We start from the raw sequence: 16,198 nt of genomic DNA on the forward strand, positions 1-16,198 counted from the left end.
GGTAATGGCCAGTTGCTTAAGTCGGCCAGCTTGCCACCTATAATGCTCCAACTTCAATCCGCGCATCCACACTGAGAACTTATGGAAAACCTGGGTCTGGGCAAGGTCCTGCTCGTTGAGGACGATGAAAAGCTGGCAGGGCTGATCGCGCACTTCCTGTCGCAACACGGTTTCGAGGTGCGCGTGGTGCACCGGGGCGATGAGGCCCTGGCGGCCTTTCTCGACTTCAAGCCGAAAATTGTGGTGCTCGACCTGATGCTGCCGGGCCAGAGCGGGCTGCACGTGTGCCGGGGAATTCGCAGCGTGTCCGACACGCCCATCGTCATCCTCACCGCCAAGGAAGACGACCTGGACCACATCCTGGGCCTGGAGTCGGGCGCCGATGACTACGTGATCAAACCGATCAAGCCGCCGGTATTGCTCGCCCGCCTGCGCGCGCTGCAGCGCCGCCAGGTGCCGGAGCCCACGGTGCGCGGTGCGCTGGAGTTCGGCCGCTTGTCGATTGATCGCAGTTGCCGGGGCGTCAGCCTGGGCGGTGAGGCCATCGACCTCACCACCATGGAGTTTGAGTTGCTGTGGCTGCTGGCCAGTCACTCTGGAACTATCCTTTCGCGCGACGACATTCTCAACCGCATGCGCGGTATTGCCTTCGACGGCCTGAACCGCAGTGTCGACGTATACATCAGCAAATTGCGCAGCAAGCTCAATGACAACCCGCGCGAACCGGTGTGCATCAAGACCATCTGGGGCAAGGGATATCTGTTCAATCCGTTTGCGTGGGAGGTTTAGATGCTGCGCCTGTTTCTGCGCCTGTATGTGATCCTGGCGCTGGGGTTGGCCGGGGCAATCTGGCTGGTCAACTACACCTTCGACGAGTTATTGCCCGAGGCCAACGAGGTTTATAACCGTGAAGCCTTGCGCGGGCCGGCCTATGGCCTGGTCGAGCAACTGCGCCCGGTGCAGGGGGCGGCCCGCGATGCGCGCCTGGCTGAGCTGCAACCCCATTATGGTTTGCGCCTCAAGCTGGTGCCGCGCGACACCCTGGCGCTCAATGACCGCGAACAGCAACTGTTGGCGGGCGGCCAACTGGTGGTGCGCGGCGACTTCATGGAGTTCCTGACCACCATTGATGGCGGCCCGCAATTGTTGCAGATCAAGCTGCCGGAAGAGCCCAAATGGTTGTACCTGTGGGCCTATGGCTTCCTGGGTGTGAGCCTGGCCATCGTCCTGTATTTTTGGGTACGCCCGCATTGGCGCGACCTGGAGCATATCCGCCTGGCCGCGCAGCGTTTTGGCGATAACGACCTCGGCTCGCGCATCCTGCTGCCGCGCCGTTCCACCGTGCGTGAGCTGGCCGGGCACTTCAACCAGATGGCCGAGCGTATCGAAAGCCTGATCGCCAACCAGCGTGAACTGACCAACGCGGTGTCCCATGAGTTGCGCACACCGATTGCGCGCTTGTCGTTTGAGCTGGACCAACTCAAGCAACAGGCCGACCCACGCCAGAGCCGCGAATTGATCGCCGATATGTACGCCGACCTTGGCGAACTGGAAGAAATGGTGTCTGAGTTGTTGACCTATGCCAGCCTGGAGCGCGGCGCCACACAGGTCACCCGGGAAAATATCGAAGCGCATAGCTGGCTCGATAGTGTGATCGGCAGTGTGGCCCTGGAAGCTGAAGCCGCGGGTGTGCAGCTCTCGTTGCGCACCTGTGACGTCGACTTTATCCAGATCGAGCCGCGCTTTATGGCGCGCGCAGTGATCAACCTGCTGCGCAATGCCATTCGTTATGCCGAGCGCCGTGTAGAAGTGTCGCTGGTCAAGTTCGGCAATGGTTACGAAGTGCGGGTCAATGATGATGGCCCAGGTGTGCCGATGGAGGGCCGTTCCAAAATCTTCGAACCCTTCCTGCGCCTGGATGCCAGCCGCGATCGCCGCACCGGCGGCTTTGGCTTGGGCCTGGCGTTGGTCAAACGCGTCAGCCAGTGGCATGGCGGGCAGGTTGAAGTGCTGGACTCGGAGTGGGGCGGGGCGTCGTTTCGGATGACGTGGGCGTATGGCGAGTAGGCGGTTGCCGGCGGTCGCGGGCAGCCGCCAAAGGCTTTAAGGTGCCCCGAACCGTACCAGCATGCGCTGGCCCACACGCAGTGACGCAGGTGCAGGTTGTTCGAACGCTACTATGCATTCCACGGTACGCATATTGGCTCGTGCCTGTGGGTCGCCTTCAAGCGTGCTGTTACCCAGCACGGAGCTGATACGCACCACATGACCGGACAGCGACGGTTGGTCGTTGCCGTTTTCGGTCGATATATCGGCTTTCATACCGGCGTGGACCTGCGCAATAAACGACTCGTTGAGCTCGGCTCGCACGATGCGTACCTCGTTCGGCAGCAACACGAAGGCAGGCCCTGACTCCGATGAAACGGTAGCGCCAGGTTGGGTCAGGCGCCGCACGACTTCGGCGTCCGCCGGTGCATAGAGGTTGCGCTGGGTCAGTTCGTAGCGCGCACCGGTGAGTGTTCTTGTGGCGGCTTCGAGGTGTCCTTGGTTTTTTTCAATAGCGTCGCGCAGTTGCTCGGCGGCCTCGCGCGCATCATCGGCACTCTGGCCATCTGCGGCTCCAGCCGCGGCCGCCTTTGACAGGCGCGTGGCTTTCTGGTCGGCAAAGTTGAACTGTCTTTGCAGGTGCCTGGCGTGCACTTGAGCCTGTTGTTGGTCGGCAAGCGCGGCACTTACGGCCAGGCGCGCCTGTTCGCTGTCCAGGGAGGCGAGCAGTTGACCTTTTTTTACAGAATCACCTTCTTTGACTTTGATCTCGGCCACCACGCCATCGCGGGCAAACTGCAGGTTGAGCAGGCCACCCTCGACATCGACGCGGCCGCGAGCCACTGCCAGGTAAGTCGGTGACGAGGCCGTGGCTTGAGCCGGCGTATCCTCACGTGAACAGCCGTTCAGGAGCAAACAGGCACTGAACAGGGTCAGCCAAGGGGAGAGGGAGCGGACATTCATACACAGTGTTCCTGGGGGGCGGCAGGGCTGGCGGGCCGCAGGTGATGGTGGGAGTCGCTGATGATGCGGCCGTCTTCAATGGCCAATACACGGTCGGTGTGGCTGATCAAACGCGGGTCGTGGCTGACGCACAGCACCGTAGTGCCGCGTTCACGGGCGATACGGTGCAAGATATCGATCACGATCTGGCCGTTGGCCGCGTCCAGGGCGCTGGTGGGTTCGTCTGCGAACAGCAACTCGGGCGCCTTCGCCACGGCGCGGGCGATAGCCACCCGTTGTTTTTCTCCCCCGGACAGCGCGGCCGGGCGCAAGGCCATGCGCGAACCGAGGCCTACATCTTCCAGAGCCTGAGTCGCGCGCCTGCGCACTTCCTGCGAAGTGAGCCCGAGGTAACTCAGGGGCAACTCGACCTGTTGCAAGGCCGTCAGCGCCGGGAACAGATTGAAGCCTTGGAATATGAAACCCGTGTGATGCAGTCGAAAATGCTCCAGCGCCCGTGGGGCAAGCGTTCCCAGGCTTTGCCCGAGGGCCTCCACACGGCCTTGGTCGGGTTGCTGCAAGCCGCTGAGAATCGCCAGCAGCGTGCTTTTTCCGCAACCGGATGGCCCCGCGATCAGGGTCAGTTCCGCGGGCCTTATTGCCAGGGTGATGTCGTGCAGTACAGGGGTCATAACCTGGCCTGATACAAATGCCTTGCCGATGCCAGTGGCATGCAGGGTGAAGGATGTGGTCATCGTGGGTTCTATCTCAAAAGGCTTGCTGGGTCGGCATGACGCAATGAGTGCATCGCGGCCAGGCCGGAAACCAGGGCCAGGGTCATGTTCAAGAGCAGGCAGGCCAGGGCTGCGACGGGGGAAAGAGTCATCGGAACGTTGTAGTAATGCGCCAGGGCGAAGAACAGACCGGTCAGCCCAGTGCTGCCCAGCAAGCCCAGGGCGCCCACCCAGAACGCTTGTTCCATCACGACTTTGCGCAGAGACGTGACGCCGACGCCGAGGGCGTTAAGGGTTGCGTATTCGCGGATCGATCCAATCACGGCCGCCACCAGGGTCTGGCTGGTAATCACCGCCCCTACCAGGAACACGATCACTGCCAAAAACAACACACCCGCGCCGGCCCCGGTGTCGAACATCCAATGCATCTGCGAGCGGTAGCTGAACTGCGCTGCGGTCCACACCGCGTATTTGCCGAATGCCGGGCTGCCGTCGATGCGTGCTGCAACCGCGTCCGCCTGACTTGGGTCTCGGACCTTGGCCACCCAGTAGGTTATGCGATCTGTATCGGCGCTCGTATCCAGCTGGCGGGCCGTGGCTAACGATGCAATCACGTTAACCCCACCCAGTGCGCGTAATCCGCTGATGACGCCGACTACATGCACCCGGTGGCCGTTGATAGTGGCCGCGTTTCCAGGATCAAGGCCCAGGCTGTCGAGGTCGGCGCGGTCAACGATGACCGCTCCCGGTTCATTCAGGCGTGCCCGCAACGAGCCGGGCAGTAAGCGGGCGAACATCAAACCTTGTGGGTCTGCGTCGATACCGGAAACAAATACCGAGACTCCACCTGTGTCCTGGGTACCCCGCCAGTCAGCATCCACCCAGCGGTAGGGCTCGACCCTGAGGACATCGGGGTCCATGCGTATACGCATCTCTACACCGGCATCGATCGGTCGACCCAGGTTGACGCTTTGGGTGCCGGGATAGCCCACCCAAAGGTCGGCGCGCGAGCCGGTGACGTACACACTGGCGCTGCTGAAGATACCCAGTACCAACGCGGTCTGAAGCAGTTGCAGCAGCCCTGCGAAGCCCACTGCAATAATCGCTGGCAGGAAGCGCCGCCATTCATGGATCAGCGTCAGGCGTGCAAGCGCAACCATCAGTCAGTCTCCTTATGGCGCGTGGCTGTCTGAGGTGCAGCGCTGGGCAACGGTGCGCCGCCGAGTGCCTTGTAGAGTGCGACGTAGGCAATGGCACGCTCGGTGCCGGCCCGGTCGACTTGTTGCTGCGCATGCAGTGTCTGAACCTGCGCTTCTACCAGGTCCAATGGACTCAAGAGCTTCAACGCTGCCCGTTGTTGCAGTGCGCCAAGCTGGGTTTGCCTGGCGGCATAGGCCTGACGGGACAATTGTTCGCGTGCACGTAATTGCTCCAGGTCACCCAAGGCGTTTTCGACTTCGGCAACCCCCTCCAGCACCGCTTGGCGATACCCGAGGACGGCGGCCTGCAGATGGTGGTCCTTGGCTTTCGCAGCCGCCACGCGCAGGCCCCAGTCGAACAAGGGAATACTGATGCCGGGGCCCGCCGAGAAGATGCTGTTGCCATTGGGGGTATTGTTGCGGTTGCTGGCGATATTGAGCGACCACTGCAGTGAGGTGCCGAAGCTGATGTGCGGGTAAATATCGGCCTGGCTCATGCCCAGCTCACCGGCGGCGATAATCACCGAGGCTTCGGCGCCGGCAATTTCCGGGCGGGTGCGCAACAGGTCTGTGGGAACGCTATTGAGTTGCCAGTCACCGAGCGTCGGTAGCCGCCCCGGTTGCAGCCAAAGAGGGTCGGGCGCGCTCTGGCCCAACAATAATGCCAATTGCTGCGCGCTGCGGTTTGTCCGCTGGTGCACGCGCGTCAGCGCCATTTCAGCGAGGGCCAGTTCAGCCTGTGCAGCGGCAACGTCTGCGCAGGAGGCCAGTGCGAGCTGTTCCCGGGCGCGCAGCCGTGCCAGTTTTCCATGGCCAACTTCGCGCAGGGTTGCAAGGGTCTGCTCCGTTTGTTGGGCTGCTCGCAATTCGATCCAGCGCCGGCTGACTTCAGCCACCAATGAAACTTGTAGGGTGCGCAGGTTGTTATCCGCCAATGCCTGGTTCCCTTGGGCGAGGCGCTCGGCACTTTGTTGCATGCCAAACAATGGCAACTCCCAGACCGAATCGAAGCCGATCAGGAAATAAGAAGTACTGGTATCAGGGCTGACGGCATCCTTGGTTTTTATACTCAGCGAGGGCAGGTAAGGGGACTGCGCGTGCTGGCTCATAATCCGGATGGCGCGCAAGCGCTCCACCGCTACGGCGACGTTCAGGTTGTTTTGCAGTGCACGATCCACCAACGCATTGAGCTGGGGGTCGTTGAATGCATGCCACCATTGGTTCAGGTCGGGTTGGGGCGGCGCAAGAGAAGGTTGGACGTTGCGCCATTGCTCCGGTGTAGACGGTTTCAATACCGGCAGGGGGGCTGTTGAGCATCCTGCAAGCGCCATTGACACTAACGAGAGTGCGCATAGCGATCGAAAGGCATGCGATCGGTTAAGAGGCTTGATGGTCGTTCCCCGGTTAAATACGGATACTGCGGTATTCATGCGATGGGCGCGTTGGTCGGCGCGCCAATGCACGATGTCACTGATCGGTTGATATTGAATGAAGCGTTCGAGCACCAACGTAGCGGCAGGGGGTGTTCAGTTCTGTTGGTAAATTGTATTGGTGCGCAATGATGGCTTTTGCTTCAGCCCAGGTTCAGAAACTCAAGGGTTTATCTCGCGATTGCGTGCGTTTGAAGGAGTAACCCGAAGCGCTGAGTCCGTTTACCTGGCGGCTTACCGTGTCGCCCAGGCCGTAGCCGTTGCCGGCCAGCACCGCGTGGGCGTTGTCGACGGGAAGCAGGATGTAGTCGGTGAGCGGCTCGTTGTGCAATTGGCCGCGAATCACCAGAAAGCCTTCTTCCAGGCGCACGCTGATACCGCTCAACGGCGCGTCGGGTTCGTGGGTGTTAAGCACCTGGTAGGTGCCGATGGTGTTGGCCCACGCCAGCGGCAGCGGCGGCGGGTCGATGCGCTCGCCGATGGCCAGGCGTTGGCCATGGCTGCGGGCCGTGAGTACTTGGCGGCCCTGCACCGTGACCACGTCCAGCTGCACGCGGCCCAGCTCACCCAAGTCCTTGAGCCAAAAGCCAAGGACTTTTTTCTGCGCGCGCAGCCAGCCGTGTTCGTCGCGCAACAACTCGAAGTCAAACCCGGCCAGCTCACCGCTCAGTCGATCGCCCTCATCCTTGACCCGGAATACGCCCCAGGCCGTGGCATAAAACCCGGCCAGGCGCTTGCGGTCGACGGCGGCGGGCACCTGGCGCAACTTGAGCCCATGGCTGGGCGCCTGGCAGTCGTCGGCGCACACGGACTGCCCGGTTTGCGCCTGGAACATCAGGCGCAGGGTCTCGGTGGCCAGGCGCGCGACCAGTTCTTCGGCGTTGCTGTCATTGGCCATGATGATCACCGCCAACTGCTGGTCCGGCAGCACGCTCAGCTGCGCGGCAAAATCATCGCCGCCGCCACTGTGCTGGTAAGTGCGCACGCCGGGGGCGACGGGTTCATCGCCGCAGGGCGCCAGGAACCAGCCCAGGCCCATCTGGCAATCGAAGTCCAGGGCATTGCCGGTGTTTTGCTGGGTGAACATCTGATCAATCGACGGGCTCTCAAGCACACGGTTGCCCTTATAGAGGCCGTGGGCAAACAGCATCTGCACATAATGGCTAAGGTCTTTGGGGCTGGCCCACAAGCCGCCGGCGGCAAGGTCACGCACCTGTGCATCGGTACTTGCCACGCCGTCTTCGTAGCCCAGGGCGCGAAAGCTCAATTGCGTGCCGGTGCCGACAAAACTCGACTGGTTCATCTCCAGGGGCTTGAGCAGGCGGCTTTGCAGTTGGGCTTCAAAACTCTTGCCGCTGCTGCGCTCGATGGCCGCACCGACCAGCGAATAACCGAGGTTGGAATAGGCCACCTGCGAGCCTGGCGGGCTGCTCAGCCATACACCCGACACCCGCATCGGCATCTGGCCCATGGCGTAGGTGCTGCGCACGTCGCGCAGGTGCTCGCTGGGCAAGCCGGATTGATGGCTGAGCAGGCGGCGCAGGGTGATGTCGCGGTCGGCGGCGGCCTGGTCAGTGTGAAAGCGCGAACGCACGTAGAATTCGCGCAAGGTCTGCTGGATCGGCGCGTCGAGGGCCAGGCGCTGTTGGTCGACCAACTGCATGGCCGCTGTGGCCGTCAGTAACTTGGAAATGCCGCCGGCGCGAAACGCCGTGTTGGCGGTCACCGGCACACCCTGGGCCTTGTCGGCCAGGCCAAAGCCGCGCGCCCAGATCAGCTCCTGGCCATTGACCAGCGCAATCGACAAACCGGGCACATTCTCGCGGGCCAGGTCCTTGGGGATGCGCGCTTGCAGGTAACGGATGATCGCGCCGTAATCGCCCTTGGGAATCGCGGGCGGGGCAGGCGGCTGCACGTGGCAGCCGAGCGTGCCGAGCAGGCAACCCCATAACGGAATACCGCGCAATGTGCGAAACATGAAGAGCACCCGAATGGTGGTTTGGATGCTCGAATGCTAAGGCGATGCTGGCCAACAATCTTTGAGAGCTTTGTCGAGAAACTGTCAAAGAGTGTTAACGCGCGAGCCCCAAACGCTCATGCCACTGGGCGATAGATTCTTCGGGGTACTCGTCGAACTGCAAATCGCCTTTGTGCACACTGACTTCGACCCACGGCACCTTCGAGCCGAGCATCAGGTGCGTGTGCTCGGGCGGCACCGGCAATGGCGTGTCGATGGCTGAAGCAAACGGGTGAATCAGCTCTGGCCATTCGGGGCTGAACAGCCACAAGGCGCTGCCGCATTGCGAGCAAAAATGCCGTTCGGCAGTGCTCGCATGCGCGCGGCTGGCGCCTTCGGGCTTGAGCCTGGCGTGGTAGACCGAGATCAGCTTGCGCCCGCGTACCTTCAAACTCTTGGCGTCGCCGCCCAGGTTGATCGCATAACCGCCGCCGCCTTGGGTCTTGCGGCAGATCGAGCAATAGCAACGCTGGTACGGGTAGGGATGCTGGCTGTTCAGGCTGAATGTTACGGCGCCGCAATGGCAGGATCCTTCGAGTTGCATGGGCTGGCTCCTCTAAGAGTGTGTAACAACACTTTGCTAATACCTTAGCCTCAGGCAAGATTCTCTGCTTTGGTTTCAGGGAAGACACCCATGATTGCTCAGTTGCAAAGCGCTGCCACGCAAATCCGCCACGCTGTGCGCAAGGCGACCGAAGGATTGATCGGGCGCGAGCAATTGGCCGAGCTGATTGTGCTGGCGGCGGTCGCCCAAGAGCACATTCTGGTGATCGGCCCGCCTGGCACGGCCAAGAGCGCCGTGGTACGCCGTGTGGCGCAGTCCATGGGTGGGCGTTACTTCGAATACTTGCTGGGGCGCTTCACTGAGCCGTCGGAGCTTTTTGGTGCCGTAGACCTGAAGAAATTGCGTGAAGGCACGGTGGAAACCGACGTCAGCGGCATGCTGCCAGAGGCCGATATCGTGTTTCTCGATGAAGTCTTCCTGGGCTCGACCGCCATTCTCAATACCTTGCTGGGCGTGCTCAACGAGCGTCGCTTTCGCCGGGGCCATACTCAAATTCAATGTCCGCTGCGGGTGTGTGTCGGCGCGGCCAACGGTTTGCCGGACGATGAGGCACTGGCGGCGTTTGGCGACCGCTTCCTGTTGCACCTGTTCGTCGATTCGGTGCCGGACAATCAACTGGAAGCCATGCTGGCGGGCGGTTGGCAGTCGGAGCAGCGCCCGGTGCAACAGTTACTGGGTCTGGCCCAGTTGGATACGCTGAGCCAAGCCCTGAAAAACGTCGACCTGGGCGCGGTGCGTCCAGCCCTGGCCCAGGCGATTCGGCGCCTGCGCGAAGCCGGCATAGCGTTATCGGACCGCCGTATCGTCAAGTCTCAACGGCTGATCGCGGCCGCCGCGTTGCTGGGCGGGCGGCTGGAAGCCAGCGACGCGGATCTATGGCCCCTGCTGTATGTGCTGCCCACTAAAGAGACTCAGCAGCATGGCCGCGAGGTGCTGCGCGACCTGTTTGCCGCGTCCAGCAACAGCCATTTGTTCAGTGCGGTCGAAGAGGCCACCTTGCAACCGATGTCGCGCTTGAGTCGCTTGCTGGAAACTGCGCAAGACTACCTGGCCCGCAGCGAGCCGCCCGACAGCCCGGTCCTCGAAGGGCTGCTGCGCGAGATCGACGCCAACTTCAATAGCGAGACAATGCCGGAGACCTTGCAGCAGGTACGCGGGCAACTGTCCCGAATGCTGACGCCATGAGTGCAGACCACTACGCCTGGACCTGGCGTCCAAGGCGGGAGCCTGCCGAACCACAAGCCGCCGTCGGATGGGGCGACGCCGCGCGCCGCTTGCTTGCGCGCTTGCTGCTGCTCGCAGATGAACAGGCTGCCCGCTTGCACGCTACCGCCAATGGCGATGTATTGGTCGTCACTGGGGCGGTGGCGGATTTGCCGTGGGTCGACGGTGTCGAATACGCCGCAGTACACCCCGGCGCGCCTGGCGTATGGCTGCCCACCAGTTGGGAGCCGACAGTGCCGGTAGACTTGCTCGGCCAGACGCTGTCGGCACGTTTCAAGCGCTCGCCCTTGCTATTGTGGCGCGAACCGCAAGCCGTAGTGCCGTTGGATCGCCTGTTGCCGGTGACGGTTGAACACCTTCAGCGCATCGCGACGAATTGGGGCACCCGCCATGCAACTGCCTGAAGCCTTGCAACCCTGGCGCCAGTGGCTGGAGTGGTTTGCGCCGCAGCATCTGCCGCTGTTCGCCGACTTGCTTGGGCGGCTTAACCCGGTGCTGGGGCCACTGCGCGGTAGGCAGCAAGGCGGGGTGCCTGAGCCGGATGGCGTGGGCGATCTGCAACGCCGTGGGCCTTACGAGCGCCTGCTTTCCAGCGAATGGCTGCTGGCCGATGAAGTGCCGGATGAGTTTATGCGCAGGGCTGTCGGCGGCGAGCATATGTTCCTGGCGCCGCAGTACCGCGCCCGTGAAGCCAACCGCCTGATTGTCGTGCTGTTCGACGCCGGCCCGTTGCAATGGGGCGCCGCGCGGCTGGTGCATATCGCCTTGCTGATGCTGCTGGCCCGGCGTGCCGAGGAGGCAGGGGCGCAGTTGCGTTGGGGGATCCTGCAAGGCGCGCCGCTGCTGCATGAGTTCGATAGCGCGGGGCAGCTCAAGCAACTGCTCAGGGCGCGCACCTATGAAAGTGTCGCCCCGGCGCACTGGCAAGCCTGGCAGGAATGGCTTGCCACGCAGGGTGAGACGTTGGGTGAGTGCTGGACAGTCGGGCAACGCTTGCCCAAGGACACGACCAAGACCTGTACGCACCGGGTGCAGGTGCAGCGCAGCCTGGATGGGCACAGCCTGTCATTCGAGTTGCAAGCCGGTTCTGTGCGGCGCGTGCTGTTGCCTATGCCGGATGAGGCGCACGCGGTGCAACTGCTCAAAGGCCAGTTCGACGATGAAGTCCAGGCGCCGCCGCCGAATCTCGCACGTGCGGTGCCACGCGTAGCCTTGACCTTGCCGCCGGTAATCTCCAGCGCCGGTAACTATGTGGCGCTGCGCCTGCTCGATGAGGCGGGCATGGTGGTGATCAAGCTGCCGCACAAAAACCAGAAAAAGTCGCTGGAGGTTCGACGCCGTCTGTGGGGCAAGCATCAGCGCGTATTGAGCACCACCTTTCACCACCGCAGCCTCGGTGCCGTGTTGAGCGACAACGACAGCCTGACGTTCTGGAACATTCCCGGTATGCCCACCGTCGACAAGCCCGCCCGTGAACAGCTGCAACTGCCACCGGGCACCGCGACGTTCCTGCCGAGTGTCTGGCTGCACAGTCAGAACGCCGTGCGTGTGTACTTGCTCGACAGCCAGGGGCGGCTTGCCTATTGGAAGTCGCGTCAACTTTGCCAGGTGGCGGATGACGTGATGAGCCTGGTGCAGGTCGACCCCTTGACCATCGCTTATGCGCGCAGAGAAGGCGGGCAGATTGTCGCGTATTCCGGGTCTGCTGACGGTTTACGCGCCAATGGTCATGCGGTCGGCTCGGCAGCGGGCGTCAGCCAGGTATTGTTGGCTGCCAACTTTTACTGGCGCCAGTACTGCGGTGGTTGCGCGCTGCTGACCACCGAGGACGGCTACCAGAGTTGGCGCCTGGTGACCCATGAAAGCTTTCCGGCGAAACACGAACAGATCGACTTGGCGCCCGGTTGGAAAGCCATCGGCCTGCACTATACGTACGCCCAACGGCCGGCTTACTCACTGGTGCTGCTGGGGCCGAACCAGCACAGCGTCGGGCTGTACGCCGAGGGGCAACAGCGCACGTTGTTCACCACCTCGGCGCCAATTGCCCGCGCGAGCTTTTGCCCCATGAGCGGCTTGATCGCCGTACTGACCACTGACCGCGAATTACTGGTTTACTCGGTTGGCGAGCGCTCCATGCGTTTGCAAGTGATGTGCAACCAGGCACCGCAGCTCACCCAGGAAGCTGCCAATGCATGAGCCAGAACGGATGCTGATTCGCCGCCCGGTACTCACCGGGCACCAACAGATTGACGGCCTATGGTTTGCCGCCGAGCGTTTTGATGAGAGCGAGCGCAGGCGCCTGATCCTCAAGTATTGGCAAGTCGACGCGCGTGCCTACCGTTTTGCCGACGGCGACTTGCTGCAGTTCCACACACCTTGCCCGGTACACTGCGAAAGCCTGCACGGCTGGCCGCTGATCCGCCAGGGCCTGGGCTTGTCGTCTGCCGCGCTGCACCCTGAGGAATTGCGCGGGCTGCCCGTTGCCGACTTGTGGCTGGTGCGCGGCAGCCAGATCCATGCATTGCAGTTGCGCGATGCACACGTGCTGACGCCTGGGCTGTGGCTCGACATCAGTACCTACACGCTGCTCGACACCTTTGACTGCCATACCCCGTTGCCGGCAACGCTGCCGGAGGCGGTGGTCACCGACCTGCGTGAAATCCTCGGTGGGCCACTGGAGCCCGTCAGCCCGGAGCGCGAAGCAATCATGCAAGCACTGCTGGAGCGCCCGCGTCACACGTCGAGTAAAGGGCCTGGCGCCAGCGCGGCGTCTGCGCAAAACAACGCAAACAGCGCCCGCGAAGTCTCTTCCCCGGTGCTGAAAATCGTGATCGGCCTGGTACTGCTGGGTGGGCTGGTCCGCCTCTTCGGCCAGAGCGAGCCCGCCGCGCTGTTGGCCGAGCACACACAGTCCTTCGGCGGCATGCTCCTGGGCGCCGTGATCTGGATGGTGGTGATCACCGCGTTGTTGTACGGGTTGAACCGCTTCCTGCACCGTGGCGCGTCTGCCCCCGCCCAAGCGGCGCCCCGGCCGGTGGCTCGCGCACCCGCTAACCCAGGCATCGCTGCGCGTGCCACCCCGCGCAGTTATAAACCTGCCGCGTGGCGCCGTTTGTTGACCCGGCTGACCCAGCATTCCCAGCTGTCCAAACTGTATGGCAAACGCCAGGCCGCCTACATGCAGCGCATGTTGGAGATGTTCGAAGACGGCAATTTCGAAGAAGCCTTGCGCCACGCGATCCCCTTGAACGGCGCTGCCTCCAGCGGTGAACAGAGCTTTGGTACGCCACAGCGCCGCGAGGATTTGAGCCTCAGCCAAAAGGCTGGCCCCGCGCGCTCGATGCTGTTTGAAGACGACTTGACCGAGCATTTGCGCCAGGTGTATCGCCAGACTTTTGAACGCCTGGACCGTGCCGGTCGTATCGAGGAAGCGGTGTTTGTCCTTGCCGAATTGCTCAAGGAGCATCAGCAAGCTCTCGATTACCTGGAGAAACACGCGCGCTATCAGCAGGCCGCTGACCTGGCCCTGGCGTGGGACATGCCGCCTGCGGTGATCGTGCGCTTGCTGTGCCTGGCCGAGCAGTGGCAGCGCGCCGTGCTGGTGGCGCGGCGCGACAATGCGTTTGCTGACGCCGTGGTGATGCTCCAGGCCAAGTCGCCGGAAGCCGCCGACCGCTTGCGCCTGGAATGGACCGAGGCGTTGATCGCCAAAGGCCTGTGGTTGCAAGCCGTCGATGTTATTTGGAGCCTGCCCGCAGAGCGCCCACGCGCCGCGCAATGGCTGCTCAACGCCGAGGCTGCCGGCGGGCGCTTGGGCATTGAGGCGCTGGTTAAACGCGCGGTCCTGTTGCCCGAAACGCTGCACGCTTACGGGCCGTGGGTCGAGCAATTGCGTGACGACCCCGCGCGCGCCGGGGAACGCGCCGCCCTGGCGCAGGCGTTGTTGCAACACAAGGCACACACCACCGCCTTGGCCTGGCTGGCAGGTGCCACTGTGCACGCGATTCTGGCCGATCAATTCAGCGATCAAGGCCAACTGACCCATAACCAGTTACAAGCGCTGGTCAAGATGAGTCGCGATAAAGCGCTTCAGGCGGACTTGCCGGGCCAAGCCCTGAAGCGTACGCCCGTGGTCTCACTGGAGCACTTGGGCGACACCCGCGAGTGGGCTGCGCCGGCGGCTGGCAGCCGGCCGATTTTCGACGCGGCGCCGCTGGAAGACCAGCGTTACCTGGTGGCGCTGGGCGAGTCGGGTGTGATGGTGGTGGATGCGGCGGGCACAACGTTGTTTCACTTTGCTGTACCGGCGCAGAAAATCGTGATTGCCCATAGCCGACAGGTTGCGTTGGTGCTGATCTGGCGGGGGAATGTATGGCGCGTGAGCAAACTGGACCTGGTCAATCGTGTCGCCAAAGACCTCGGTATGCTGGCCATGGATGTCTTTGCACACGCGTTTGATGGCAGCAACTGGACCATCGGCAAAGGCCCGCAGTTGCGCGTGGTGGATGTTGACCGTGGCTTTGAAACGCTCTGGCATGTGAGTGATCTACCGGAGTCGGTGCGTGCCATCAAGGTGGATGAACACAATGAATACCTGTGGCTGTCGGCGCCGGGCGGGTGCCTGATGCTGTGGCATTATCGTCTGCCGGAGCGGCGTTTGGTCAGCCGCGAAAGCGCGTTTGACATCGTCGCGACGGACTTCCAGGTTCCCAGTGCCACCGCTGAATCGGCGCAGTATCGGATCAAGCACGACTATGGAACACCCACGCTGATACTGAAGCAGCACGGGGTTCGAAAGCGCTACCGGCTGCCTGGCAACTTACCGGAAGAAGAATGGGATGAGTCCGTCAGCCCGTTTCTATTTGAGGACTGGTTGCTGATCAGTTATCGGGTTGAGGAGCACGACACCTGCTGGCACGTGATCCACCGTGCCAGCGATCGGCTTTGCGTCACGTTGCACTGGCCGCAATCGCCGGCCCAGCTTCGCCGCCTCGGGTCTGATCTGTTGCTGTTCGATGGGCAGGGCCGGCTGAGCCATATCAATATTGATAACGCCAGCCAGCGCAACATCAGCCTGCACTGAGTGTGTCCGGCATCAAGGTGGCGATCAACGCCCGAATGGTGCCGGGCAATGCCTCAAGCTCGCGCACCAGGATACTGCGTTCGCGAATCGCCCATGGCTCATCGAGCTTCACCGTCACCAACTGCATGGTCCTGCTGTGCCGCACGGCGGCGGATTCGGGAATGATGCCAATGCCCACGCCGGCCTCGACCATTCGGCAGATCGCTTCGAAGCTCGACACCTGAATGCGCAGCGACAACTGCTTGCCCAGGCGATCGACGTGTTCACGCAAAAAACTCAATAACGTGCTGCCTTCATGCAGGCCGATGTGCTGGTAGGCCAGGGTTTGCTCCAGCGTCACCGAAGACTGGTCGGCCAATGGGTGGCCCACGGGCACCATCAACACCAATTCATCGGTGCTGAAATGCAACACCTGCAAACCTGCTGCCTCAACCGGCCCGGCAATGATGCCCATGTCGCTGGTGCCATCAAGCACGCCACGTACGATGTCGCGGGATAAACGCTCTTGCAGGTCGACGGTCACGCCCGGGCGCTGGGACAGAAAACCCGCCAGCACCTCCGGCAGAAACTCGGTCACCGCCGTGGTGTTGGCGAAGATGCGGATATGCCCGGCCGAATCCACGCCGTATTGGGTGAACTCGCTTTTTAGGTAATCCACCTGGCGCATGATCAGCCGCGCATGGTGCAGCAGCCGCTCGCCCGCCGGGGTGATCTCCACGCCACGGCTGTCGCGGTACAGCAGGCGCGTATCCAACTGGCCTTCCAACGCCTTGATCCGCGCACTGGCGGCGGCCGGCGAGAGGAACGCACGCTTGGCGCCTTGGGTGAGGCTGGGGGATTCGGCGATGTGGATAAACAGGCGCAGGTCGGCGAGATCGAAATGCATGCAAACCCCTATTTTGGCAACGGTGAGGTTCAAGTGTGGGAGCTGGCTTGTTGTGGCGAGCAAGCTTGCTTG

13 protein-coding genes are annotated in these 16,198 nt (G+C 62.4%); 6 read left to right on the forward strand and 7 right to left on the reverse strand.

The window, feature by feature from the left end; genetic code table 11:
* The first annotated feature begins 81 nt into the window (after positions 1 to 81).
* A complete protein-coding gene (locus AB4P96_RS15520) occupies positions 82 to 789 on the forward strand; it encodes a winged helix-turn-helix domain-containing protein (RefSeq protein ID WP_017137491.1) in 708 nt (235 codons plus the stop codon).
* On the forward strand, positions 790 to 2,067 hold the full coding sequence (locus AB4P96_RS15525) for an ATP-binding protein (RefSeq protein WP_017137490.1): 1,278 nt from the start codon (positions 790 to 792) through the stop codon (positions 2,065 to 2,067). It begins immediately after the preceding gene.
* A 36-nt stretch (positions 2,068 to 2,103) separates the two neighbouring features.
* Here the strand turns inward: AB4P96_RS15525 and AB4P96_RS15530 are convergent, their stop codons facing one another.
* From AB4P96_RS15530 to AB4P96_RS15555, 6 genes are all read right to left on the reverse strand, one after another.
* Positions 2,104 to 3,009, reverse strand: coding sequence for an HlyD family secretion protein (locus tag AB4P96_RS15530; RefSeq protein WP_170037731.1), 906 nt, complete (start codon positions 3,007 to 3,009; stop codon positions 2,104 to 2,106).
* Entirely contained in the window at positions 3,006 to 3,743 is a 738-nt protein-coding gene (locus tag AB4P96_RS15535) for an ABC transporter ATP-binding protein (protein ID WP_099549613.1), read from the reverse strand. Before AB4P96_RS15535 ends, AB4P96_RS15530 begins: the two co-directional genes overlap by 4 nt.
* 8 nt (positions 3,744 to 3,751) lie before the next feature.
* Positions 3,752 to 4,882, reverse strand: a complete 1,131-nt coding sequence (locus AB4P96_RS15540) for an ABC transporter permease (RefSeq protein WP_169986306.1) — start codon at positions 4,880 to 4,882, stop codon at positions 3,752 to 3,754.
* A complete protein-coding gene (locus AB4P96_RS15545; RefSeq protein WP_225932996.1) occupies positions 4,882 to 6,426 on the reverse strand; it encodes a TolC family protein in 1,545 nt (514 codons plus the stop codon). Before AB4P96_RS15545 ends, AB4P96_RS15540 begins: the two co-directional genes overlap by 1 nt.
* Before the next feature lie 79 nt (positions 6,427 to 6,505).
* Entirely contained in the window at positions 6,506 to 8,329 is a 1,824-nt protein-coding gene (locus AB4P96_RS15550; protein WP_017137485.1) for a serine hydrolase, read from the reverse strand.
* A gap of 94 nt (positions 8,330 to 8,423) precedes the next feature.
* Positions 8,424 to 8,912 carry a GFA family protein gene (locus tag AB4P96_RS15555; RefSeq protein ID WP_017137484.1) on the reverse strand — a complete coding sequence of 163 codons (489 nt, stop codon included), beginning with the start codon at positions 8,910 to 8,912 and terminating at the stop codon, positions 8,424 to 8,426.
* 90 nt (positions 8,913 to 9,002) lie between these two features.
* Between AB4P96_RS15555 and AB4P96_RS15560 the strand changes: the two genes are divergently transcribed.
* From AB4P96_RS15560 to AB4P96_RS15575, 4 genes are read left to right on the forward strand one after another with little or no spacing between them, the layout of a single operon-like run.
* Entirely contained in the window at positions 9,003 to 10,118 is a 1,116-nt protein-coding gene (locus AB4P96_RS15560; protein ID WP_395599743.1) for an AAA family ATPase, read from the forward strand.
* Complete coding sequence (locus AB4P96_RS15565; RefSeq protein WP_395599744.1) at positions 10,115 to 10,561, forward strand: hypothetical protein; 447 nt, start codon at positions 10,115 to 10,117, stop codon at positions 10,559 to 10,561. Before AB4P96_RS15560 ends, AB4P96_RS15565 begins: the two co-directional genes overlap by 4 nt.
* Positions 10,548 to 12,353 (forward strand): hypothetical protein, encoded by a 1,806-nt coding sequence (locus tag AB4P96_RS15570; protein WP_138450114.1) that lies wholly within the window; start codon positions 10,548 to 10,550, stop codon positions 12,351 to 12,353. Before AB4P96_RS15565 ends, AB4P96_RS15570 begins: the two co-directional genes overlap by 14 nt.
* Positions 12,346 to 15,240: a bpX6 domain-containing protein gene (locus tag AB4P96_RS15575; protein ID WP_395599745.1), complete on the forward strand. Its 2,895-nt coding sequence runs from the start codon at positions 12,346 to 12,348 to the stop codon at positions 15,238 to 15,240. Before AB4P96_RS15570 ends, AB4P96_RS15575 begins: the two co-directional genes overlap by 8 nt.
* On the opposite strand, the gene AB4P96_RS15580 is transcribed toward AB4P96_RS15575, so the two are convergent.
* Complete coding sequence (locus AB4P96_RS15580) at positions 15,227 to 16,126, reverse strand: LysR family transcriptional regulator (protein WP_017137479.1); 900 nt, start codon at positions 16,124 to 16,126, stop codon at positions 15,227 to 15,229. The two genes, AB4P96_RS15575 and AB4P96_RS15580, sit on opposite strands and share 14 nt — an antisense overlap.
* Positions 16,127 to 16,198: the final 72 nt, after the last annotated feature.

It is taken from the genome of Pseudomonas sp. B19125, from assembly GCF_044218855.1.
GTDB lineage: Bacteria > Pseudomonadota > Gammaproteobacteria > Pseudomonadales > Pseudomonadaceae > Aquipseudomonas > Aquipseudomonas edaphica.

Excerpts from the sequence above, each read along its gene's own strand:
- AB4P96_RS15575 (WP_395599745.1), top strand. The coding sequence starts at position 12,346 with ATGCATGAGCCAGAACGGATGCTGATTCGCCGCCCGGTACTCACCGGG.
- AB4P96_RS15530 (WP_170037731.1), bottom strand. The coding sequence starts at position 3,009 with ATGAATGTCCGCTCCCTCTCCCCTTGGCTGACCCTGTTCAGTGCCTGT.
- AB4P96_RS15560 (WP_395599743.1), top strand. The coding sequence starts at position 9,003 with ATGATTGCTCAGTTGCAAAGCGCTGCCACGCAAATCCGCCACGCTGTG.
- AB4P96_RS15535 (WP_099549613.1), bottom strand. The coding sequence starts at position 3,743 with ATGACCACATCCTTCACCCTGCATGCCACTGGCATCGGCAAGGCATTT.
- AB4P96_RS15580 (WP_017137479.1), bottom strand. The coding sequence starts at position 16,126 with ATGCATTTCGATCTCGCCGACCTGCGCCTGTTTATCCACATCGCCGAA.
- AB4P96_RS15520 (WP_017137491.1), top strand. The coding sequence starts at position 82 with ATGGAAAACCTGGGTCTGGGCAAGGTCCTGCTCGTTGAGGACGATGAA.
- AB4P96_RS15565 (WP_395599744.1), top strand. The coding sequence starts at position 10,115 with ATGAGTGCAGACCACTACGCCTGGACCTGGCGTCCAAGGCGGGAGCCT.
- AB4P96_RS15555 (WP_017137484.1), bottom strand. The coding sequence starts at position 8,912 with ATGCAACTCGAAGGATCCTGCCATTGCGGCGCCGTAACATTCAGCCTG.
- AB4P96_RS15570 (WP_138450114.1), top strand. The coding sequence starts at position 10,548 with ATGCAACTGCCTGAAGCCTTGCAACCCTGGCGCCAGTGGCTGGAGTGG.
- AB4P96_RS15525 (WP_017137490.1), top strand. The coding sequence starts at position 790 with ATGCTGCGCCTGTTTCTGCGCCTGTATGTGATCCTGGCGCTGGGGTTG.
- AB4P96_RS15540 (WP_169986306.1), bottom strand. The coding sequence starts at position 4,882 with ATGGTTGCGCTTGCACGCCTGACGCTGATCCATGAATGGCGGCGCTTC.
- AB4P96_RS15550 (WP_017137485.1), bottom strand. The coding sequence starts at position 8,329 with ATGTTTCGCACATTGCGCGGTATTCCGTTATGGGGTTGCCTGCTCGGC.